This window comes from Halostella pelagica (assembly GCF_004762015.1).
Taxonomy (GTDB): domain Archaea; phylum Halobacteriota; class Halobacteria; order Halobacteriales; family Natronoarchaeaceae; genus Halostella; species Halostella pelagica.
Genome location: NZ_SJES01000011.1, coordinates 58,780 through 77,327, shown reverse-complemented (window position 1 = coordinate 77,327; position 18,548 = coordinate 58,780). Strand labels below are relative to the sequence as shown.

Here is an 18,548-nt window from a genome sequence, read left to right as displayed (position 1 = left end):
ATGCGAGTCTAACGTACCAATGCTCGTGTCATCCCGGTCGGTCATTCGATGTACCCGAGGTTCGCGAGACGGTCCTCGACGCCGCCCTCGTCGGTCGTCGACCGCTGACGGTCGTATTCGGGATAGCTCCGTTCGCCGGACGATTCGACGGCCGGGAGGACCGTTCCGTCCATTCGTTCGTCGGCCGTCACGCCCATCGTCGCGAGTACCGTCGGCGCTACGTCGAACAGGTGGGCGTCCGTCAGGTCGACTGTCTCGTCGATGTCCTCTCCGGCGACGGCGACGATACCGTCTCGCTTGTGGTTCCAGGGTTCGGTCGGTTCGCCGAATCTGGACCCGGAGAGGCGCGCCGAGAGGAAGTGGTCGAAATCGGACGGTACTGCTATCACGTCGGCCGCTTCGTCAGCATGTGGCCCGTGGAAGTACTCCTCGCGTCGTGCGACGTCCTCGAACACCGGTTCGCCGTCCGGCGTCCGGACGCCGGAGAGCCGGCGAACGAGGTCGTCGCGGACGGCCTCGTACTCCGACGGCGGGACGATCCCCGCTGGTTCGCGTCCTTCGAGGTTGATCCGGACGCCGCACTCGATGCGGGAACGCATGTACGCCCGAGAGTCGGGGAAGTCGACCTGTTCCGTTCCGGCGCTGACGAGCGACGCGGGGACTCGTTTCGCGACGAAGTCGTCGAGGCCGACGAGTCCGAGCGCTTTCCCGATCCGCTGGCTCGTCACCCCGAACCGAGCCAGTCCGGTCATCACGTCTGCGAGCGCTCTCTCGTCCGGTTCCGTCTCCGTCTTCCCCGCTTTCAACTGTCCGTCGCGAACGGTCGCCCAGCTAGGCATGCCTTCTCCGCCTTTGACCGCAGTCACGTCGCCGGACTCCCGTAGAAACTCGTTGACGCGGAACTCGTGACCGCGGTACCGACCCATTCCGTGGTCGCTTGCGACCACGACGGTGTCTGGGTCGCAGTCGTCTAAGATCGCGCCTACCTGTTCGTCGACGGCCTCGTACACGGCGCGGACGGTTCTCTGGTCTCCCGGCTGGTCGTGGAAGACGGTGTCCGTGACCTGGAACTCCACGAAGCCGAACTCCGGGTCGAAGCGGTCGACGAGATATCGGAACGCTTCGCCGCGGGAACGGGCGACGGACGCGTACTCCTCTCGCTGGGCTGTCTCCCCGTCTACGTCGTTCGGGTAGACGCGGTACGACCCGATCTCATCGCGGACGTCCGCTAACAGACCGGCTGGGTGACAGTTCGGGTCCTCGGGGGCCATGTATCCGGGAACGAGCGCCCCGTCGAACTCGCTCGGAGGATGCGTCACCGGAACGTTCACGACGACGCTGGATTGTCCGACCGAGTCGAGTAGCCGCCACAGCGGTCGTTCGTCGACGTGTGTCGCGTTGACGACCTCCCAGTCGTACCCGTCGAAGGTAAGAAAGTCGAACACCCCGTGTTTGCCGGGGTTCATTCCGGTGTACAGCGACGGCCAGGCACTGGCCGTCCACGGCGGGACCTGCGATTCGAGCGGTCCGCTCGCTCCGTCGTCCAGTAGCCCGGCGAGATTCGGTACGGCACCGTCCGCGACGAGGGGATCGAGGACGCCGTGACACGCCGCGTCGATGCCGATGAGAACCGTCTTCGGTCCAGTCGTTTCCCGACTCTCCATATCGGTTCAGTGATGCGAATTTCCCTTTGTTATGCAGGGTATAGGGCTGGAAACCCGAGACACGGCGTAGAGTACGGTGATACTACTGTCCGACTCCGAGAAATTCACGAACAGATCTGAGAACCTGTCCTGTCGATCTGGTCGCAGGGGACCGCTGTTCGTCTCGACGGTTCGTTCGTCAGACGAAACAGTCGTAGAGATAGGTCGATTGAAAACGGTGCACGTCGTCGATTGTCGGTCGCCGACCCGTACGTCGGTCCGGCTTTCGGTAATCGCCTCGATTCATCGATTCATGTTCACAAGGTCTGCGTCTATCTCTGGTTCGTGGTACCTGTTGTAAAGGTAGTTAGCGATGGCCGAGAGACCGAACGCGACGATGATGGCGATGCCGGCGACGTACTCCGGAACCGCGGCGAAAACGGAGACGTCGAACGCGACGAGCGTGTACAGTACCGCGCCTGCGACCGCGACCGCGAGGTAGTACATCTGCCAGGGGAGCGTCTCCTCGTCGCTGCTGAGATAGCTTCCGAGCTCGTCCGCTCGCTCGGCCAACGTCACTATCCCACTGTCTTGATCGTACTCGATGATGCCTGCTTCGTCTAGTTTCGGGATGTGCGTCTGATACAACGAGACGTACACCCGTTTTCGCTGTTGACTTGTGAGTTCCTCGACGTCCATGTCGTTCTCCCAGGCAGCGACTTCGTCCGCCAGTTCCCGCAGTTCGACTGGCGTCCCTTCCTGGCGCAAGTAGTACAGTACGAACCTGCGTCTAGGGCTGCTGAGGAGATCGAACACGACGTCCTGCGATAACGCGCTAGTGTCGGATTGAGACATTAATTGAACGCGGTTTGTCAGCTCTGGTATTGCTACCTGCCCGTACGTAGACTCCTAGAGCGAGGTATACCGGTATCACCACTTTGTTACATACCGGTTACAGTCAGGGTAACGATGTAATACTAGATATGCACACTCTGACGGTGCCTACGGACCGAAAACGCCGGCGCTGGCGTGCTGTCTATCGGCCTGTTGGGTGAAGGTGTCTTATACTCTGGCTCAAGGGGCTGAATAACAAAGGCATCTGCATAATAAGCAGAGAGTAGCCTTTCATGCCGCTTGCACTGGGATACGGCTGGGGGACCACAACCCGGCATATACGAACAAAACGCACTGAACCGTCCATCGAGAGACCTCCATCCGAGGAGACCGCGACTCCGGAGGTGAGTACATGGCAGAGCTCGTGACCGGCGACGGCACTGACGTCGACGAAGGTGCCACAGTCGGCTACGAGTACGCCACTGACTGCGGACCGACGGTCCTGGGTGACGACTCCACAGTCCGACACGGATCGATACTGTACGGGGACGTTCGTGCGGGAGACGAGTTCGTCACAGGACACGGGGTCCTCGTCAGAGAAGAGTCGACGTTCGGCGACGACGTCGTCGTCGGGACCGACACGGTGATCGACGGTCGCGTCGATGTCGGGTCTCACGTCAGTATTCAGACCGGCGTCTACGTCCCTCCGGAGAGCACTATCGGCGACAACGTGTTCCTCGGACCTCGGACCGTGTTGACGAACGACGCATACCCCGTCCGCCAGGAGGAGACACTCGACGGTCCGACTATCGAAGACGGCGTCTCCATCGGCGCGAACGCGACGATACTGCCGGGCGTCACCGTCGGTGCGGGGTCGTTCGTCGCCGCGGGTGCCGTCGTCGACCGCGACGTTCCTCCGGATACCCTGGCGATGGGTGTCCCAGCGGAGTTCGGGCCGCTACCGGGAGTTCTCGAAGGTGGGAATCAGATAGCATGAGTGTCCCGATAGCTTCCCCGGACCTGGACGACGCGGAACGGAAACGCGTCGTCGAGGTACTTGAGGACGGTCACCTCGCTGACGGTCCGCTCGTCCGGCAGTTCGAATCCGAGTTCGCCGAGTTCTGCGGCGCGGACCGCGGAGTCGCGACGTCGAACGGAACGACGGCGCTACACGCCGCGTTTCGCGGGCTCGGCATCGGAGAGGGCGACCGCGTAGTCACGACGCCGTTTTCGTTCGTCGCCAGCGCGAACGCGATCAGGTTCGCGGGCGCGGAACCGGTGTTCGCCGACATCGACCCGGAGACGTACAACCTCGACCCCCACGCGGTCGAAGAGATAGCAAGCGCGGGCGACGTCGACGCTATCCTCGCCGTACATCTCTACGGCCTGCCCGCCGAGATGGACCACCTCCGAGATATCGCCGACGACCACGACCTCGCTCTGATCGAGGACGCCGCGCAGGCACACGACGGCGAGTACGACGGCGAACCGGTCGGTTCCCTCGGCGACGCCGCCTGCTTCTCGTTCTATCCGACGAAGAACATGACGACGGGCGAGGGCGGCATGATAACCACCGACCGCGATGAGGTCGCCGACCGCGCCGCGCGGTTCATCAATCACGGGCGCACGGACACGTACGAACACGCCGAGGTCGGACACAACTTCCGGATGACGAGTATCGCGGCGGCCATCGGTCGCGCCCAACTGGAGAAACTCCCCGGCAACGTCGCGGACCGTCGCTCGAACGCGGCGCGGATCACCGAAGCAGTTCGCGATGCCCCGTCGCTGACCCCGCCGGCCGAACCGGACGGTCGGCGACACGCGTACCACCAGTACACGGTTCGGTGCGAAGACCGCGAGGCGTTCCGGACACATCTAGAGAGCCGTGACGTGGCCACGAGCGTCTACTACCCTCGGCCGATTCACGACCAACCGGCGTACGCTGACGTGTCCGCCGACGCTCCGGAGGCCGAGCGAGCGAGCAATGAGGTGGTTTCGCTCCCGGTGCATCAGGGGCTCTCCCAGGACGACATCAGACAGATCACTGACTGCGTCAACACTTATCATGACTAAGACCAGAGTTGGAGTCATCGGTGTCGGCAGTATGGGCCGACACCATGCGCGGGTGTATCGAGAGTTACCGAACGCCGAACTGTTCGCCGTCGCCGATGCTGATTCGGACCGCGCACAGGAGGTTGCCGACGATTACGACGCGCGGGTCCTCTCGACCGAGGGGCTGCTTAACGCGGTCGACGCGGTGTCGATAACGGTCCCGACGGAGTATCACTACGCGGTCGCGCGAGACGCGATCGACCACGGAACGCACGTTCTCGTCGAGAAACCGCTCGTCGACGACCCGGATGCAGGGCGCGAACTCGTCGAGTGCGCGGACGAGGCCGGACTCACCTTGCAGGTCGGTCACATCGAGCGGTTCAACCCCGCGGTCCAGACGCTCCAGGATATCGTCCCCGACCTGGACGTGATCGCGGTCGACGCCCGGCGACTGGGCCCCCCGGTCGACCGCGAGATCAGCGATAGCGTCGTCCTCGATCTCATGATCCACGACATCGACATCGTGCTCTCGCTCGTCGACAACGACCTCGAAACCGTCGAATCGTTCCGAACCGGAGACGATCCGTACGTGGCGGCGTCGCTACAGTTCGAAAACGACACCGTCGGGACGCTGACGGCGAGCCGCGTCACTCAGGAGCGAGTGCGTCAGCTGTCTATCACGGCCCGCGAGTGCCAGGTCAACGTCGACTACATGGAACAGACGGTTCAGATACACCGTCACTCCCTCCCTGAGTACGTCGAGACGAACGGCGACGTCCGCTATCGGAACGAGAACGTCATCGAGCGGCCGACCGTCGACAACGGGGAACCACTGAAGAAGGAACTCGCGTCGTTCGTCGAGGCCGCGACGACGGGCGAAGAGCCCGAGGTAACGGGGGACGACGGGATCCGTGCCCTGGAGGTCGCCAGAACTATCGACCGGACGGCGTCCGACCGAACTGTCCGGCCGAGGGAGGTGCGTCACTGATGGAGCTAAGCAGGAACGAAACAACCAAACTGTACGGGACGGAGAGCGCGATAGAGGACCGGCGCGAGGCGTTCGTCGATGGCGACGTACCGGTCGCGGTGTACGGACTGGGAAAGATGGGTCTCCCGCTCGCGGTCGTCTATGCGGGCGTCACCGGCAACGTCGTCGGGGCTGACGTCGACCGTGATGTCGTCGACAGGATCAACGACGGCGGCTGTCCCGTCGAGGGCGAACCGCGTCTCCCGGAACTCACCTCCGCCGCGGTCAACGCGGGGGCGTTCCGGGCGTCCGACGACCCCTCCGCGGTAGCGAACGACGCGAGCGTTCACGTCGTCATCGTCCCGACGACGCTCCGCGACGACTACCATCCGGACCTTTCGAACCTCCGGACGGCAGTTCGCGACATCGCATCGGGTCTCGACCCGGGCGACATGGTCGTCGTCGAGTCGACCGTCCCGCCGCGAACCTGCGAAGACGTCATCGAGCCGGTCCTGATAGAGGAGAGCGGTCTCGCGGCCGACCAGTTCGGCCTCGCGTTCTGCCCGGAGCGAACGTCCAGCGGACGGGCGCTCAAAGACATCCGCGGAGCGTATCCCAAGATCGTCGGCGGCGTCGACGCGGAAAGCACGGTCGTCGCGGAGACTATCTACGACGAACTCACCGTCAACGACATCGTTCCGGTCAGCGACGCCACGACGGCGGAGTGCGTGAAGGTGTTCGAGGGCGTGTACCGGGACGTCAACATCGCTCTCGCGAACGAACTCGCAACGTTCACTGACGAGCTAGGCGTCGATGTCAACGAGGCTATCGAAACGGCGAACACCCAGCCGTTCTGTGACATCCACGACCCCGGGGTCGGCGTGGGCGGCCACTGCATCCCCTACTACCCCTACTTCCTGATCAAGGAACTCGCGAGCGACGCGCCGATGCTGCGGACGGCGCGCGACGTGAACGACGAGATGCCGCTTTTCGCGGTCAGAAAACTCGTCGAAGGGTTACAGCGCGCCGGCAAACATATCGAGGACTCGGCGATACTCGTCCTCGGCGTGACGTACCGGGCGGGCGTCGCCGAGACCCGCAAGACGCCGGCACGGCCGATAGCCGAGAAGCTGAACCAGTTCGGCGCGACTGTCGTCGCGGCCGACCCGATGATCGACGACTTCTCCGAGTTCGACGTGTACGGTGCGGCGATCGACTCCGTCACCGACCTGGACATCGACGGGGCGATACTGGTGACGGACCACGAGGAGTTCGAGACGCTCGACTGGAACGCCTTCGACGAGAACATGGTCGTCGTAGACGGCCGTGACGCGCTCGAACTCGGTGACACCGACCACCACGTCTACACGATCGGGAGCGGGTAACAATGTACCGGGGCAAGACAGTCGGCGTTGTCGTGCCGGCCTACAACGAGGAGGGGTTCGTGGGTGACGTGATAGACTCCTTGCCGGAGTTCGTCGACAAGGTGTACGTCGTCGACGACTGCTCGACTGACGGGACCTGGAAGGAGGTCCAGCGACACGCAGCGAAGGCGAACGCTCGGCGAAGCGACCCGCCGATCCCCGACGGCGGCGTCGGGTCAAACGACGATGTCGAAGCGGACGGCGGCGTCTCTCTCGACTCCCGCGTCACGACGATCCGCCACGACGAAAACAGCGGCGTCGGTGCTGCGATCAAGACCGGCTACGCTCGCGCCCGGGAGGCCGGCCTGGACGTAACCGCGGTGATAAACGGGGACGGGCAGATGGACCCGGATATTCTGGACCGGATCATCGACCCCGTCGTCAACGGAGAGGCCGACTACTCGAAAGGGAACCGTCTGCTCTCCGCTTCCCACCGTGATGGGATGTCCAGTTGGCGGCTGTTCGGCAACTCGATACTGACTTTCCTCACGAAGATAGCGAGCGGGTACTGGCGGATGGTCGACCCCCAGAACGGCTACACGGTCATCTCCCTCCGAGCGCTCGAACGGTTAGACGTCGATAACCTGTACGACGAGTACGGGTTCCTGAACGACGTTCTGGTCAAACTGAACACCCACGGGTTCCGGGTCGCCGACGTTCCGATGGAGGCACACTACGGGAACGAACAGAGCAACATCAAATACGCCGACTTCATTCCGCGGTTGTCTCTGTTGCTCTTCCGGAACTTCCTGTGGCGTCTCAAGATGAAATATCTCGTGTACGACTTCCATCCCCTCGTTCTCCTGTACACGTTCGGAGCGCTGAGTTCGCTCTCCGGCGTGGCCCTCGCAGGGGTCACGTTAACGGGGATGGACTCCGTAGTCACGGGCAGTGCGCTGTCGATACTGCTCGTCCTGTTCGGGGGGACACTATGTACGCTGGCAATGATATTCGATAAGCAGCACAACGAAAATCTGGAACGAAGAACCTGGTGAGAGCATCAATGAAAGTACTGACCGTCGTCGGTGCACGACCGCAGTTCATCAAGGCGTTTCCGGTTTCGCAGGCGCTTCGAGAGTCACACGAAGAGGTGTTCGTCCACACCGGACAGCACTACGACGAAGGCCTCTCGGACATCTTCTTCGAGGAACTTGCGATCCCCGAACCGGACTACCATCTCGGTGTCGGGTCGGCGTCGCACGCGACCCAGACCGCCGAGATGATGACTGGAATCGAATCGCTGATCGACGAGGAGTCCCCGGATGTCGTCCTCGTTTACGGGGACACGAACTCGACACTGGCCGCGGCGATCGTCGCTGCCAAGGAGGACGTCGCGATAGCGCACGTCGAGGCCGGCCTCCGGAGCGAGAACTGGTCGATGCCGGAGGAGGTAAACCGCGTTCTCACCGACCACGCGTCGGACCTCCTGTTCGCCCCCAGCGAAAGCGCCGCGGAGAACCTCCGTGAAGAGGGTCTCACTGCCGGAGTGCACGTGACCGGCGACGTGATGCACGACGCGGTTCTCCACGCTCGAACGCGGGCGCAAGACTACTCGTCTATTACCGACGACCTCGGCGTCGACGACGGCGAATACGTCCTCGCCACGGTCCACCGCGCCGGCAACACTGACGACCCGGAGCGCCTCGAAGCTATCATGTCGGGTCTGTCGGCGTCACCGGCCCCCGTCGTCTTTCCGGCGCACCCGCGGACCGTCGGAGCACTCGAGCAGCACGGACTCTGGGAAACGTACGCCGACGAGATGCGACTGATCGAACCGGTCGGATATCTCGATTTCGTTCGACTGCTCGACGGGGCCGAACGCGTCGCCACGGACTCCGGTGGCGTTCAGAAGGAGGCGTTCTATCTGGACACCCCCTGCGTGACGCTTCGTAACGAGACGGAGTGGACCGAAACCGTCGAGTGCGGATGGAACGTTCTCGTCGGCGCGCGGGAGTCGGATATCCGCACAGCGTTGACCCAGCAGTTCGCCCCGGAAGAGAATCCTCCCCTGTACGGGGACGGTACTGCCGCCACGAGAATACTGGATGCCCTCGACTATGCGTGATGACCACGCGTTCGCGCTGTGTCTGACACACGACGTCGATAGGCCGTTCAAAACCTATCAGTCGATCTATTACGCGTTGCAGGAGCGGCCGTTGTACCATCTCAAAACGGCGATCCGGCGGACCAACCCGTACTGGCAGTTCGACGAAATACGGTCGCTGGAAGCCGAACTCGGCGTGCGCTCGGCGTTTTACTTCCTGAACGAACCGCACCTGTTCAGGGGGACCAGCCCCCGCGAGTGGCTTCGACCGGCACGGTGGGTTCAACACATCGGGAGTTACGACGTGGAATCGCCGGAGATCGCCGACGTTATCCGGTGTCTGGACGCAAACGGCTGGGAGATCGGCCTCCACGGGTCCTTCGACTCATACCGCGACAAGGAACGGCTTCGATACGAGAAGGACGTTCTGGAGAACGTTCTGGGTCACCCCATCGTCGGCGGTCGGCAACATTACCTGCATCTGGACGTTCCGGAAACCTGGCGGTACCACGACGACCTCGGTCTCCAGTACGACGCCAGCCTCGGGTCGTCACACGAGTACGGTTTCCAGCACGGGTACGAACCGCTCCGTCCGTTCGGCGATTCGTTCGTCGTCTTCCCGCTGACCGCGATGGAGACCTCCCTTCCGGACCCCGACGAGGAGTTCGATAAAGCGTTCGAAGCCTGCGAGGACCTGCTCCTGGAGGCCGCGGCGAACGACGCGGTCATGACGGTGTTGTGGCATCCGAGATACTTCAACGAGGACGAATACCCCGGCTACCGTCGGCTGTACTATCGTCTCGTGGAGCGGGCGCTCGACCTGAACGGCTGGGTCGGTCCGCCCGGCGACCTCTACCAGCAACTGATGTCGACGGAGGAGCGTGCGGAACGGGGTATGGAGAGGATAACAAAGTTCTAATCCACCTCACCGAGGAACGAACCAGATGAACATCGAACGCCTGACGTTGGACCAGTGGGCAGACGCCCTACCGTCCGGCGGATTCGACGTGTTTCACACTCCTGAAGCGTTGCGAGTACTCGACGACCACGCCCCCGGGACTATGACGCTACTCGGCGGGTTCAAGGGACAGCAGTCCGTCGCACTGTTTCCCGCGTTCGTCCGAAAACGGTCTGTCGGCCGGGCGGTCACTTCACCGCCACCGTCGATGAGCGTCCCACACATGGGACCGATCATCAACCCCAATTCGCCGAAACAGCGCAAGCGGGAGAAACTGAACCGGAAGTTCGCTCGGGGCGTACTCGACGAACTGGACGCGTCGTCCGCACAGACGCTCTTCCGCGTCGTCACGACGCCCGGATACGGCGACCCACGGCCCTTCGACTGGGCCGACCTCTCCGTCGAACCCGGTTTCACGTACCGGTTGCATCTCGACGGGCGGTCGCTCGACGACGTCATGAGTTCGTTTAGTAGCAGCCTCCGCCGAGATATCCGCAAGGCGAAGGAGTCGGACGCGGAGATCTCGGTCGAGGGCGTCACGGCGGCCCGTACGGTGTTCGACCGCATGGTCAACCGGTACGACGAAAACGATGACACGCTCCCTATCACGTGGCCCTTCATGCGCGACCTGGTCGACGCACTCGACGACCGGTGTCGCGTGTACGTCGTTCGGACGCCGGACGGCGAGTTCCTGAGCGGTATCGTGACGCTCTTTTCGAACGACACCGCCTACTTCTGGCAGGGCGGCGCTCGGGCCGACTACGACGGCGTCAGCGTCAACAGCCTGCTCCACTGGGCGATCATCGAGGACATCGTCGAGGATCCGGTGCTCGATTCGGTCCACCAGTACGATCTCGTCGGCGCGAACACCGAGCGGCTCTGCAAGTACAAAGCGAAGTTCGGCGCACAGTTGCACCCCTACTACGTCGTGGAATCCGCCGGTCCGAGCATGGAGATCGCAAAGCGGGCCTATCAGCTCGTCAAGCAGTAACGTCCTCCCCACCGCACTCGTTCCATCGCTACCGCGCTCGATCCGTGCGGAAACGGTGTGCTGACGAACTATCGTAGCCACTGAGACGGTTCACGCGCTGATCGCATCGCTGTCGTGCGATCAGGTGTACATTGACTTTCAGTGTGTACTATAACTGCAACAGGAACTCCAGTAGTGTATCGCCGGCTCTCGGCCACTCCTTTTCAGGTGAGCCGGCGGACGGCGACGAATCCCGAGAGACAGACCGCAATCAACGCGACGCCGACGCCGAACCCGGACATCCCGTTGCTCTCGCTCGTCGCGTTCGGCGGTTCCTCCCCGCTCTCGGCTTCCTCGACCCGGACCGTTGCTGTCGCCGCTCTCTCGGCGGCTTCTCCAGCAGTGATCTCGTAGGTTCCCGTCCGGTTAAATCGGACTGTGGCGGTCACGTCGGCCGATCCGTTAGCCGGGACCGTGACAGACTCAGTGGCGACGGGACCGTCGTCAGTGCGGAACGTAACCGTCCGCGTCAGCGCCGAGTCCCGGTCGTTACTCACCGTCGCCGTCACTTCGACGGGCGTTCCCGCGGTTACCTGCTGGTCGGTCACCGTGGCCTCTCGGACGACGCCGCCCGTTTCGGCGGGGACGACCGCTACCGGCGACGGTTCGTCGTTCACGGAGAGAGTCGCCTCGCCGGTTTTGTCGGGGCTGACCGGCACGGTCACGGTTTCCGTTCCGTTCGCGGGTACCGACACCGTCCGCGACGTGACGTTCTCGCCGTCGAGGGCGACTGAGACGGTTTCCGTCGCGTCGGCGGTGCCCTCGTTCCGCAGCGTCGCAGTCACGTTGTTCGTCTCGTCGGCGCGGAGTTCGCCGCCGGTTTCGATGGCCGTTACGCTGACGTTCGGCCGCCGCACCGCGAGTGCGACCGACGAGAACTCGCCCGTAGTCGCTTCGAACCGGTACGGATCCGCCGACTCATCGGCCGCCGTCCCGTTCAGCCGGTGCCACTCGTCGCCCGTCCGCTGGTACAGCGCGGCGTCGGCCGGACGCTCCAGCGATCCCTCCGCTACCTGAACGGAGTACGTAACCGATTCCATCTCGACCGCCGGCCCGTCACTGACCGAGACCGTTACGGGCACGGCATCGGCTCGTAAACCGTCGGCCGCTTCGGTAGTCACGCTCGCGTTGAGGCTCTCGGCGCTCTCGGCGGGGACGAACTCGACGCTAACCGACCTGTTTTCACTCTTTTCCCCCACCGGTTCGAACTGGACCGCCTCTCCCGCGCGAACGTTCTGGGCGGTCACCCGTGTGCTGTCTCCATCTCTGACCGTCTCTACGGTGGTCTCCGGCGGACCGGAGGTATCAGATACCGGGGCGCTGCCGGCGGCTCCGCCGCCGCTCGGACTCTCGCCGTCATCGTCCTGATTCCCGTCACCGGCATCGCCGTTTCCGCCGTCCGGTCCCGACCCGTCGCTGTCATCGTCGCTACCGCTCTCGCCACCGCCATTGCTCCCGTCACCGCCGCCGTCGCTACCAGTATCGTCATCGCTTCCGTCCCCGCCGCCGTCGCTACCAGTATCGTCATCGCTTCCGTCCCCGCCGCCGTCGCCACCAGTATCGTCGTCGCTCCCGTCCCCGCCGTCGTCGTCCGCTTCGATCGAGATCTCGAACGATTCCTCTGCGGTGTTCCCGCTCGGGTCGCTAACGGTGACCGTGACGCTGTAACTACCCGCCTCGTCGAACGTGCGGGTGATCTCCTCGCCGGTCATCGACTCGGTGCCGTCGAAGGTCCACCCGACCGAGGCGACCCGATGATCGTCGCTCGACTCGCTCGCACTCAGCGTCAGCGTCTCGCCGGCACTCCCGCTATCCGGAACGTCAGCCGCGACGGTCGGCGCTGTCTCGTCGGTCACGTCGACCGCGGTCTCGGCGGTATCCCGGTTGCCGTTCCCGTCGACGACGGTGACCGTTACGGTCCGTTCACCCGGTGTGTCGTACCCGTATCCGGTCGACGGTTCCGCAGTGATCCGATCAACCGCTCCGTCGCCGGTTAGATCCCATCGGTACTCCGCGATGTTCTCACCCGCCGAACCACTGGCGTCGAACGTGGCTTCGTCTCCTAGCTCCACGGAACCGGGGGATGCCGCGAGCGAGGCCGAGGGCGACGCGCGGTCGCATCCGCCCGTTCGAACCGTCGCCGAACTGTCCATCGAGAGGTCGACGTGGTCGCCGTCGGCGTCGCGGGCCGTCCAGCCTCGGACTCCGTCGCTGAACTCCGCTTCGACGGTTATACCGTCCGGTCCAACCCCGCGGAACGCGCCGCCGTCCGTGCGGTTTTCCTTCCAGTACCACTCTACGGCACTTGCGTCGCCGTCGCGAACGAAACTATCGTTCCGTCTGGGGTAGTCGTCGTCCTCGACGGCCCACTCGCCGTTCTCGGGGAGGTCGGTCAGGGTCGCGTTTATCTGTCCGCCGCCCTCTCCGTCTCCGAGCCTGTCGTGGATGAAGACGAGGCTCGCTCTCTCGCTCCCGTTGTAGACGACGAGCTGACTTTCGCCCGTTCGCTGTAGCTCTCTCGTTCCATAGGAACTGTACACGCCGACGTCGTCCGTTTCGTGCGACCGGTAATCGTAGTAGGAACTGACCGATTCGGTGGCGTCTCCGTACATGGTTAGTTCCCGGCAGTCCCCGTCCTGTACGACGGACGCGGTTCCCTCGTTCGCCGCAGCGACGGGAACGCCGGATATCAGTGCCACGAAGCTCGCTGTCGTGAGAACCATCGCGAGCGAGATACTCGCGAAACGCGTTGTTTGAGAATGCATCTTGACGAAACCTACTGGAGGCGGTGTTCTTTCAGAATGCTGTCCTACGGTTTCGTTATATCGGCGCTCGGCTCCGTGAGCCGTCCCCTCTCGGTTTCGTGCCGGCGGGCCATCTCGGTCCTAGTCTCTATTGAGTCGGGGTCGGTCGCGATGTCTACGATAACGTCGGTGAGGTTCACCGTCTCGCTCATCAACGTCTCGCGCCGACGCTCCCACCGTTCCGTCGCCGTCTCGTCGGCGAGTAACTCCGTCGCCGTCTCGGACACCTGGTCGAACGCCCGGAGGTTCCGAACCAGGCCGCGGTTTTCGAGTTCGATGAAGTTACCCATGTCGTCCTCGCCGACGAAGGAGTTCGACCTGATAGCGGGCGTTCCGAGCAGCGCCGCCTCCGTTACCATCGTCTGCGTGTCCGCGACGAGCAAGTCCGCCTCGGCCAGTGCGTCGTGGAGCAGCGCCGGGTGGACGTCGAACTCCCGGGCCGGCAGCGAGTCCGTGTCCATCTCCTCCCCTTCGTCGGAGAGCAACACCGTCGCCTCGTCGGCCAGATCCTCCACCAGTTGTCGCCGTTGCCCGGGGGTAAACCCGCCCTCTCCGACGTCGTGGTGAGAGCCGAAGGCGTTGAACCGCACCAGAACGAAGCGCTCGTCGGGGTCGAGACCGAGACGGTCGCGGACGTTCCCGGCGGGTTCGTACACGTCCGGGTGGAGATACGCACACTCCTTGAACCCGGGGAACTCGTAGTGGTCTTCGCCGAGATCCTTCTGGAAGGCGGCGGGGGTCAACATCGCGTCCGCGAACGGCTTCGATATCTTGTGGTCGAGCGACGTGGGTTCCGAGTCGAGGATGAGTACGACCGGCGAACGCGTTACCGCTCCGGCGTGAGCGGAGTACGCGCCCATTCCGAACACGAGATCAGGGTCGAACCGGACGCCGTAACTGAATATGTTCCGGTAGTGGTTCGGCAGGTTACGCAGTAACGAGTATTTGCTCGTATCACACTGACCGTACGTCGTGTACGGCAGGTCGTACCAGTCGAGCAGTTCCGTCGTACAGCCGTAGTCCCGGGCGAGGATCCGGGCGTCGTGACCGCGGTTCCGTAGCTCTCTCACCGCGTGCTTGTAGAGGTGCACGTGGGCGGGCGTATTGGTAAAAAACAACTGTCTCATCGGATCAGAGTCTGACAGCGGCGAACTTTGTTAGGTGGGGCTTGTTCTACCGCCCGGGTGGAGTTTGTGTCGTGTAACCCCGTTCGGCGCGATCCAAGCGACCCCGCCGTCTACGATTTCTCGGATAGTCGCGCTCTCGCGTTCGACTCTTGCTCAGCTTTTCGTTCGTGAAACGGTCCCTGATATCCCATAGGCGGGCTATTACAATGTTGTCTGCACCGGTAGCAGGCTTCACGACTCATGTTTGCCGGATCTCGAATGAACAGACACCACGGGAGACACTCAGCGAACCTCGTATGACGTTGAATTCACCTGGCAGCACACAGAAGCACCGATCCCCGGGGCCACCATCCATGGAAGGGAACCAGCCGACCATCATGCGCATCCTACGAGAGACGGTCGCGTACGCGCGACACCGGGACTACACCGGCTGGGACTACGGCGACGGGATGTCGAGTAAAATTCGGCAGGCGCTCCCGATCGACAACAAGTGGGTCAACATCGCCTTTCAGGAGACGATAAAGCGGTCCCCGGTCAACGTCAGGCCGCTGTTTCTCGTCGAGCAGCGCCGTAACTACAAGGGGACGGCGCTGTTTGCGATGACGAACCTGAACTTCCACCGGCTGAAAACGGACATCGATTACGGGACCGACATCGTCGGCGGGACGGACTATCTCGACGAGGCACACCAACTGCTCCAGTGGCTGATCGATAACCAGTCGACGGGGTACAGCGGTTTCTGCGGCGGGCACAAACACCAGATCCAGCATCTCGACGGACGGGGCGTTCCCAACGATCCGGACGTCGTCTCGACGTCGTACGCGGTCAAAGCCCTGCTCTCCGGCACCGACCTGGACTCCCGATACCCCGAAATAGCCCGCACTGCGGCCGACTTCGTCGTCGAAGACCTCAACTATCGCGAGGTGGACAACGGCGACGGCGCTATCATCAACTATCACAAGAACCACTCCGAGGAGTACTACACGATAAACGCCGGTGCGCTGGGCGCGCGTCTGCTCATCGAACTGTACGATTACTTCGGCGACGAGAAACTCCGCGAACGCTCGACGAAGATCTTAGACCACATCGCGAGAAAGCAGACCGACGTCGGCGGCTGGACGTACCGTGACCCCCCGTCCGCGTCACATCTCTCGATGGACAGCCACCACAACGGGTTCATCATCGAAGCGCTCCAGCAGTACCGGTCGCTCACCGGATCGTCGCGGTACGACGACACTATCGACCGGGCGCTGACGTTCTACCGTGGCCTGTTCGACCCCGACGGAGCGCCCCACTTCGACGAGTCGAACGCCTACCCGCGGGACATCCACGCGGTGGCGCAGGGGATCCTCGTGTTCACCTACGCCGGCGACCTCGAGTTCGCGGAGCGGATCCTCCAGTGGACGCTCGACAACCTCTACGCGGGTGACGGACAGTTCTACTACCGGAAACAGCGGTTCTACACCAAGCGCATCACGCTCATGCGCTGGTGTCAGGCCTGGATGGCCTACGCGATGTCGGAGTATCTGACCGCTCAGCGACTTTCGGGGTCTCCTGACCAGACCGTCGAGATCGGATAACGGGCCCGGTTAGGCGGTTATTTAATAAGGAGATCGAGCCCTTTCTTCCGCGTACATGGACGTACTCATTGTCGGAGTTGCCGGTAAACGGACCGGCGGGATCGCACAGTACATCGCCGATCAACGTCGGCACGTAGACGATGCCGACCTCCGAGTGTACGATACGCACACGGCGTCCGACGGGGGAACCCTCTCGTTTCTTCGAGCGGTTCTCGCGTCGCTCTGGACTTTCCTCGCGTTCCCGTTCCGTCGCCGACCGGACGTCGTCCACGTACACACCTCACATCAGTTCTCGTTCTACCGCTCGTCGCTGTACGTCCTCGTCGCTTCGTACCTCTGGCGTCGGCCCGTGGTGTTACACGTGCACGGATCCTCGTTCGACGAGTTCGCGCTAACCGATTCGTACGCCGTCGCCGCGCTTCAGCGGATCGTCTTCGACGCCAGCGACCGGATCGTCGTCCTCTCGGAGTACTGGAAGGACGTGCTCTCTCTCAAAGTCGAGGAAGAGAAACTGTTCGTCCTGCCGAACGCCGTCGACGCGTCGGAGTACTCCCCCTCGTTCGACCACGAGAAACCGCATCTCGTCTTCGTCTCGAACCACATCGAACGCAAGGGGATCGTCGGGTTCGTCGACGCTATCGACCGCCTCAAGCGAAACGAGACGCCGCCGTTTCGCGTCTCCATCGCGGGCGACGGTCCGCTCTCGGACCACGCGTCGTCGCTGTGTGAAACCTACGACGACGCCGAGTATCTCGGCTACGTCTCCGAGGAGCGAAAGCAGGCGCTGTTAGAAGACGCGTCGGTCTACGTTCTGCCGACGTACGCGGAGGGGCTTCCGATCGCCTTGCTCGAAGGAATGGCCGGCGGGAACGCTGTCGTGACGACCGACGTTGGAAGTATTCCGGAGGTTGTCGGCGACCGAAACGGCCGAATCATCACTCCTGGCGACGTCGACGGACTGAAGCAGGCGCTCAAGGCCATGGTCGAGGACCACGAGACTGCGACGGGCATGGGCGAGGCGAACCGGGACCTCGTCGTCGACGAGTACACCTGGTCGACGGCCAGCGACCGGCTTGTCGATCTGTACGCGGAGATAGGGGAGGAGACGAACGCGTAGTCGGCTACTCCGCGTATCCGAGTTGCTGGAGTCGTTCCGTCACCGTGTCGTCCGTAGATAACTCCGTTTCAGACGGTCGCTCGGTTCTGATAGTCTTTCGTTCTCCAGTTTCGTACTCCAGCCAGGGGACTGTCACGAGCGAGTCCGTGTACACGCCCGGCGGATGACCCCACTCCTCGATCGGGACCGGCTCCGCCCGCTCGCCGATCATGTTTCCGTGGTCGGCCGTGACGACGGTTTTCCCGACGAGGTCGTCCAGCAGGTCGTGGACGGCGTCGAGAACGAGGTCGAAGTTGTCCCGGTAGGCGTGCCAGATCGTCTCCTTCGACACGTCTCGTTCCCCCTGCATGAGCTTTCCCCAGATGTCCGTCCCGTCTCCGTCCTCCAACCGATTGTCGACGGTGAGTTCGGGAGCGTTGATAAACGGGTAATGCGGCTGCATGAAGTGGACGATGAGGCGTTTGTCCGGATACTCGTCGTTCGCCTCGCGGGCGTACCGCACCATCGTCTCGGGCAGGACCGTGCCGTGTTCGTCGTTCCAGTCGTCCGTGTCCCAGACGTTGATGACGTCGTGAAACGAGGCGTCGAGGCGGTCCCGCCAGCGGTGCAGTTGCGGACTGGCGGTGACGTACACGGTGTCGTGGAGCGTTCTCCCTTCGAAGTTCGCTTCGAGGAACTCGACGGTGTGGGAACCGCGGGACTGGCGGGATTCGAGCGTTCCAGGCAGGTCGTGACGAACGTCGAACAGGTCGTATCGGCATCCGTCTAACACCAGTAAGTTGTCCCAGTCCTCCATCACCACGTCGACGCCGTCGGTGTTGTACGGCCGGTTGTACAGCCGCTGGTAGTAGAGCCGATTCAGTTCGCGTCCGAAAAACGACGGGTTCGACGCGACGCGTCGGAGTCCCCGTCGAATCTGTCCGGCGGAGTACATCGGTTGATTGTACCTCTGTCATGGTCATAGTAAA

General features: G+C 63.0%; 15 protein-coding genes and 1 pseudogene. 11 read left to right on the top strand and 5 right to left on the bottom strand.

What is annotated here, in order from left to right; genetic code table 11:
• Nucleotides 1-41: 41 nt before the first annotated feature.
• Both EYW42_RS18750 and EYW42_RS18745 read right to left on the bottom strand, forming a co-directional pair.
• A complete protein-coding gene (locus EYW42_RS18750; protein ID WP_135536974.1) occupies nucleotides 42-1,664 on the bottom strand; it encodes an alkaline phosphatase family protein in 1,623 nt (540 codons plus the stop codon).
• Nucleotides 1,665-1,946: 282 nt separating this feature from the next.
• Nucleotides 1,947-2,498, bottom strand: coding sequence for a DUF7344 domain-containing protein (locus EYW42_RS18745; RefSeq protein WP_135536973.1), 552 nt, complete (start codon nucleotides 2,496-2,498; stop codon nucleotides 1,947-1,949).
• A 391-nt stretch (nucleotides 2,499-2,889) separates the two neighbouring features.
• Between EYW42_RS18745 and EYW42_RS18740 the strand changes: the two genes are divergently transcribed.
• Genes EYW42_RS18740 through EYW42_RS18705 form a run of 8 tightly spaced genes read left to right on the top strand, consistent with a single transcriptional unit; the run spans nucleotide 2,890 to nucleotide 10,913 of the window.
• Entirely contained in the window at nucleotides 2,890-3,474 is a 585-nt protein-coding gene (locus tag EYW42_RS18740) for an acyltransferase (protein ID WP_135536972.1), read from the top strand.
• Entirely contained in the window at nucleotides 3,471-4,550 is a 1,080-nt protein-coding gene (locus tag EYW42_RS18735; protein ID WP_135536971.1) for a DegT/DnrJ/EryC1/StrS family aminotransferase, read from the top strand. The genes EYW42_RS18740 and EYW42_RS18735 overlap by 4 nt, the downstream gene beginning before the upstream one ends.
• Nucleotides 4,543-5,517: a Gfo/Idh/MocA family oxidoreductase gene (locus EYW42_RS18730; protein WP_135536970.1), complete on the top strand. Its 975-nt coding sequence runs from the start codon at nucleotides 4,543-4,545 to the stop codon at nucleotides 5,515-5,517. The genes EYW42_RS18735 and EYW42_RS18730 overlap by 8 nt, the downstream gene beginning before the upstream one ends.
• On the top strand, nucleotides 5,517-6,881 hold the full coding sequence (locus EYW42_RS18725; RefSeq protein ID WP_135536969.1) for a nucleotide sugar dehydrogenase: 1,365 nt from the start codon (nucleotides 5,517-5,519) through the stop codon (nucleotides 6,879-6,881). The genes EYW42_RS18730 and EYW42_RS18725 overlap by 1 nt, the downstream gene beginning before the upstream one ends.
• Before the next feature lie 2 nt (nucleotides 6,882-6,883).
• Entirely contained in the window at nucleotides 6,884-7,915 is a 1,032-nt protein-coding gene (locus EYW42_RS18720; RefSeq protein ID WP_135536968.1) for a glycosyltransferase family 2 protein, read from the top strand.
• Nucleotides 7,916-7,923: 8 nt separating this feature from the next.
• A complete protein-coding gene (gene wecB / locus EYW42_RS18715; RefSeq protein ID WP_135536967.1) occupies nucleotides 7,924-8,985 on the top strand; it encodes a non-hydrolyzing UDP-N-acetylglucosamine 2-epimerase in 1,062 nt (353 codons plus the stop codon).
• Nucleotides 8,978-9,883 (top strand): polysaccharide deacetylase family protein, encoded by a 906-nt coding sequence (locus EYW42_RS18710; RefSeq protein ID WP_135536966.1) that lies wholly within the window; start codon nucleotides 8,978-8,980, stop codon nucleotides 9,881-9,883. Before wecB ends, EYW42_RS18710 begins: the two co-directional genes overlap by 8 nt.
• 25 nt (nucleotides 9,884-9,908) lie before the next feature.
• Nucleotides 9,909-10,913: a GNAT family N-acetyltransferase gene (locus EYW42_RS18705; protein WP_135536965.1), complete on the top strand. Its 1,005-nt coding sequence runs from the start codon at nucleotides 9,909-9,911 to the stop codon at nucleotides 10,911-10,913.
• A 203-nt stretch (nucleotides 10,914-11,116) separates the two neighbouring features.
• Here EYW42_RS18705 and EYW42_RS18700 read toward each other — a convergent pair whose 3' ends face one another.
• Together EYW42_RS18700 and EYW42_RS18695 are read right to left on the bottom strand one after the other, a co-directional pair.
• Nucleotides 11,117-13,717 (bottom strand): PKD domain-containing protein, encoded by a 2,601-nt coding sequence (locus EYW42_RS18700; RefSeq protein ID WP_135536964.1) that lies wholly within the window; start codon nucleotides 13,715-13,717, stop codon nucleotides 11,117-11,119.
• A 44-nt stretch (nucleotides 13,718-13,761) separates the two neighbouring features.
• Nucleotides 13,762-14,883 (bottom strand): DUF354 domain-containing protein, encoded by a 1,122-nt coding sequence (locus EYW42_RS18695; RefSeq protein ID WP_135536963.1) that lies wholly within the window; start codon nucleotides 14,881-14,883, stop codon nucleotides 13,762-13,764.
• A gap of 353 nt (nucleotides 14,884-15,236) precedes the next feature.
• Between EYW42_RS18695 and EYW42_RS18690 the strand changes: the two genes are divergently transcribed.
• The 3 genes and pseudogenes from EYW42_RS18690 to EYW42_RS20740 all read left to right on the top strand — a co-directional run bounded on the left by EYW42_RS18690 (nucleotide 15,237) and on the right by EYW42_RS20740 (nucleotide 17,580).
• On the top strand, nucleotides 15,237-16,463 hold the full coding sequence (locus EYW42_RS18690; RefSeq protein WP_135536962.1) for a prenyltransferase/squalene oxidase repeat-containing protein: 1,227 nt from the start codon (nucleotides 15,237-15,239) through the stop codon (nucleotides 16,461-16,463).
• Between the two features lie 52 nt (nucleotides 16,464-16,515).
• A pseudogene (locus EYW42_RS20745) lies at nucleotides 16,516-16,995 on the top strand (glycosyltransferase); the annotation flags it as partial.
• A complete protein-coding gene (locus EYW42_RS20740; protein ID WP_449271878.1) occupies nucleotides 16,975-17,580 on the top strand; it encodes a glycosyltransferase family 4 protein in 606 nt (201 codons plus the stop codon). The pseudogene EYW42_RS20745 and the gene EYW42_RS20740, both read left to right, overlap by 21 nt.
• 4 nt (nucleotides 17,581-17,584) lie before the next feature.
• On the opposite strand, the gene EYW42_RS18680 is transcribed toward EYW42_RS20740, so the two are convergent.
• Complete coding sequence (locus tag EYW42_RS18680; RefSeq protein WP_135536960.1) at nucleotides 17,585-18,514, bottom strand: hypothetical protein; 930 nt, start codon at nucleotides 18,512-18,514, stop codon at nucleotides 17,585-17,587.
• Between the last annotated feature and the right edge of the window lie 34 nt (nucleotides 18,515-18,548).

Bases quoted from the DNA above. Each gene is read 5' to 3' on its own strand.
- EYW42_RS18730 (WP_135536970.1), top strand. From the start codon at position 4,543: ATGACTAAGACCAGAGTTGGAGTCATCGGTGTCGGCAGTATGGGCCGA.
- EYW42_RS18690 (WP_135536962.1), top strand. From the start codon at position 15,237: ATGGAAGGGAACCAGCCGACCATCATGCGCATCCTACGAGAGACGGTC.
- wecB (WP_135536967.1), top strand. From the start codon at position 7,924: ATGAAAGTACTGACCGTCGTCGGTGCACGACCGCAGTTCATCAAGGCG.
- EYW42_RS18740 (WP_135536972.1), top strand. From the start codon at position 2,890: ATGGCAGAGCTCGTGACCGGCGACGGCACTGACGTCGACGAAGGTGCC.
- EYW42_RS18745 (WP_135536973.1), bottom strand. From the start codon at position 2,498: ATGTCTCAATCCGACACTAGCGCGTTATCGCAGGACGTCGTGTTCGAT.
- EYW42_RS18695 (WP_135536963.1), bottom strand. From the start codon at position 14,883: ATGAGACAGTTGTTTTTTACCAATACGCCCGCCCACGTGCACCTCTAC.
- EYW42_RS18700 (WP_135536964.1), bottom strand. From the start codon at position 13,717: ATGCATTCTCAAACAACGCGTTTCGCGAGTATCTCGCTCGCGATGGTT.
- EYW42_RS18735 (WP_135536971.1), top strand. From the start codon at position 3,471: ATGAGTGTCCCGATAGCTTCCCCGGACCTGGACGACGCGGAACGGAAA.
- EYW42_RS18750 (WP_135536974.1), bottom strand. From the start codon at position 1,664: ATGGAGAGTCGGGAAACGACTGGACCGAAGACGGTTCTCATCGGCATC.
- EYW42_RS18725 (WP_135536969.1), top strand. From the start codon at position 5,517: ATGGAGCTAAGCAGGAACGAAACAACCAAACTGTACGGGACGGAGAGC.
- EYW42_RS18720 (WP_135536968.1), top strand. From the start codon at position 6,884: ATGTACCGGGGCAAGACAGTCGGCGTTGTCGTGCCGGCCTACAACGAG.
- EYW42_RS18710 (WP_135536966.1), top strand. From the start codon at position 8,978: ATGCGTGATGACCACGCGTTCGCGCTGTGTCTGACACACGACGTCGAT.
- EYW42_RS18680 (WP_135536960.1), bottom strand. From the start codon at position 18,514: ATGTACTCCGCCGGACAGATTCGACGGGGACTCCGACGCGTCGCGTCG.
- EYW42_RS18705 (WP_135536965.1), top strand. From the start codon at position 9,909: ATGAACATCGAACGCCTGACGTTGGACCAGTGGGCAGACGCCCTACCG.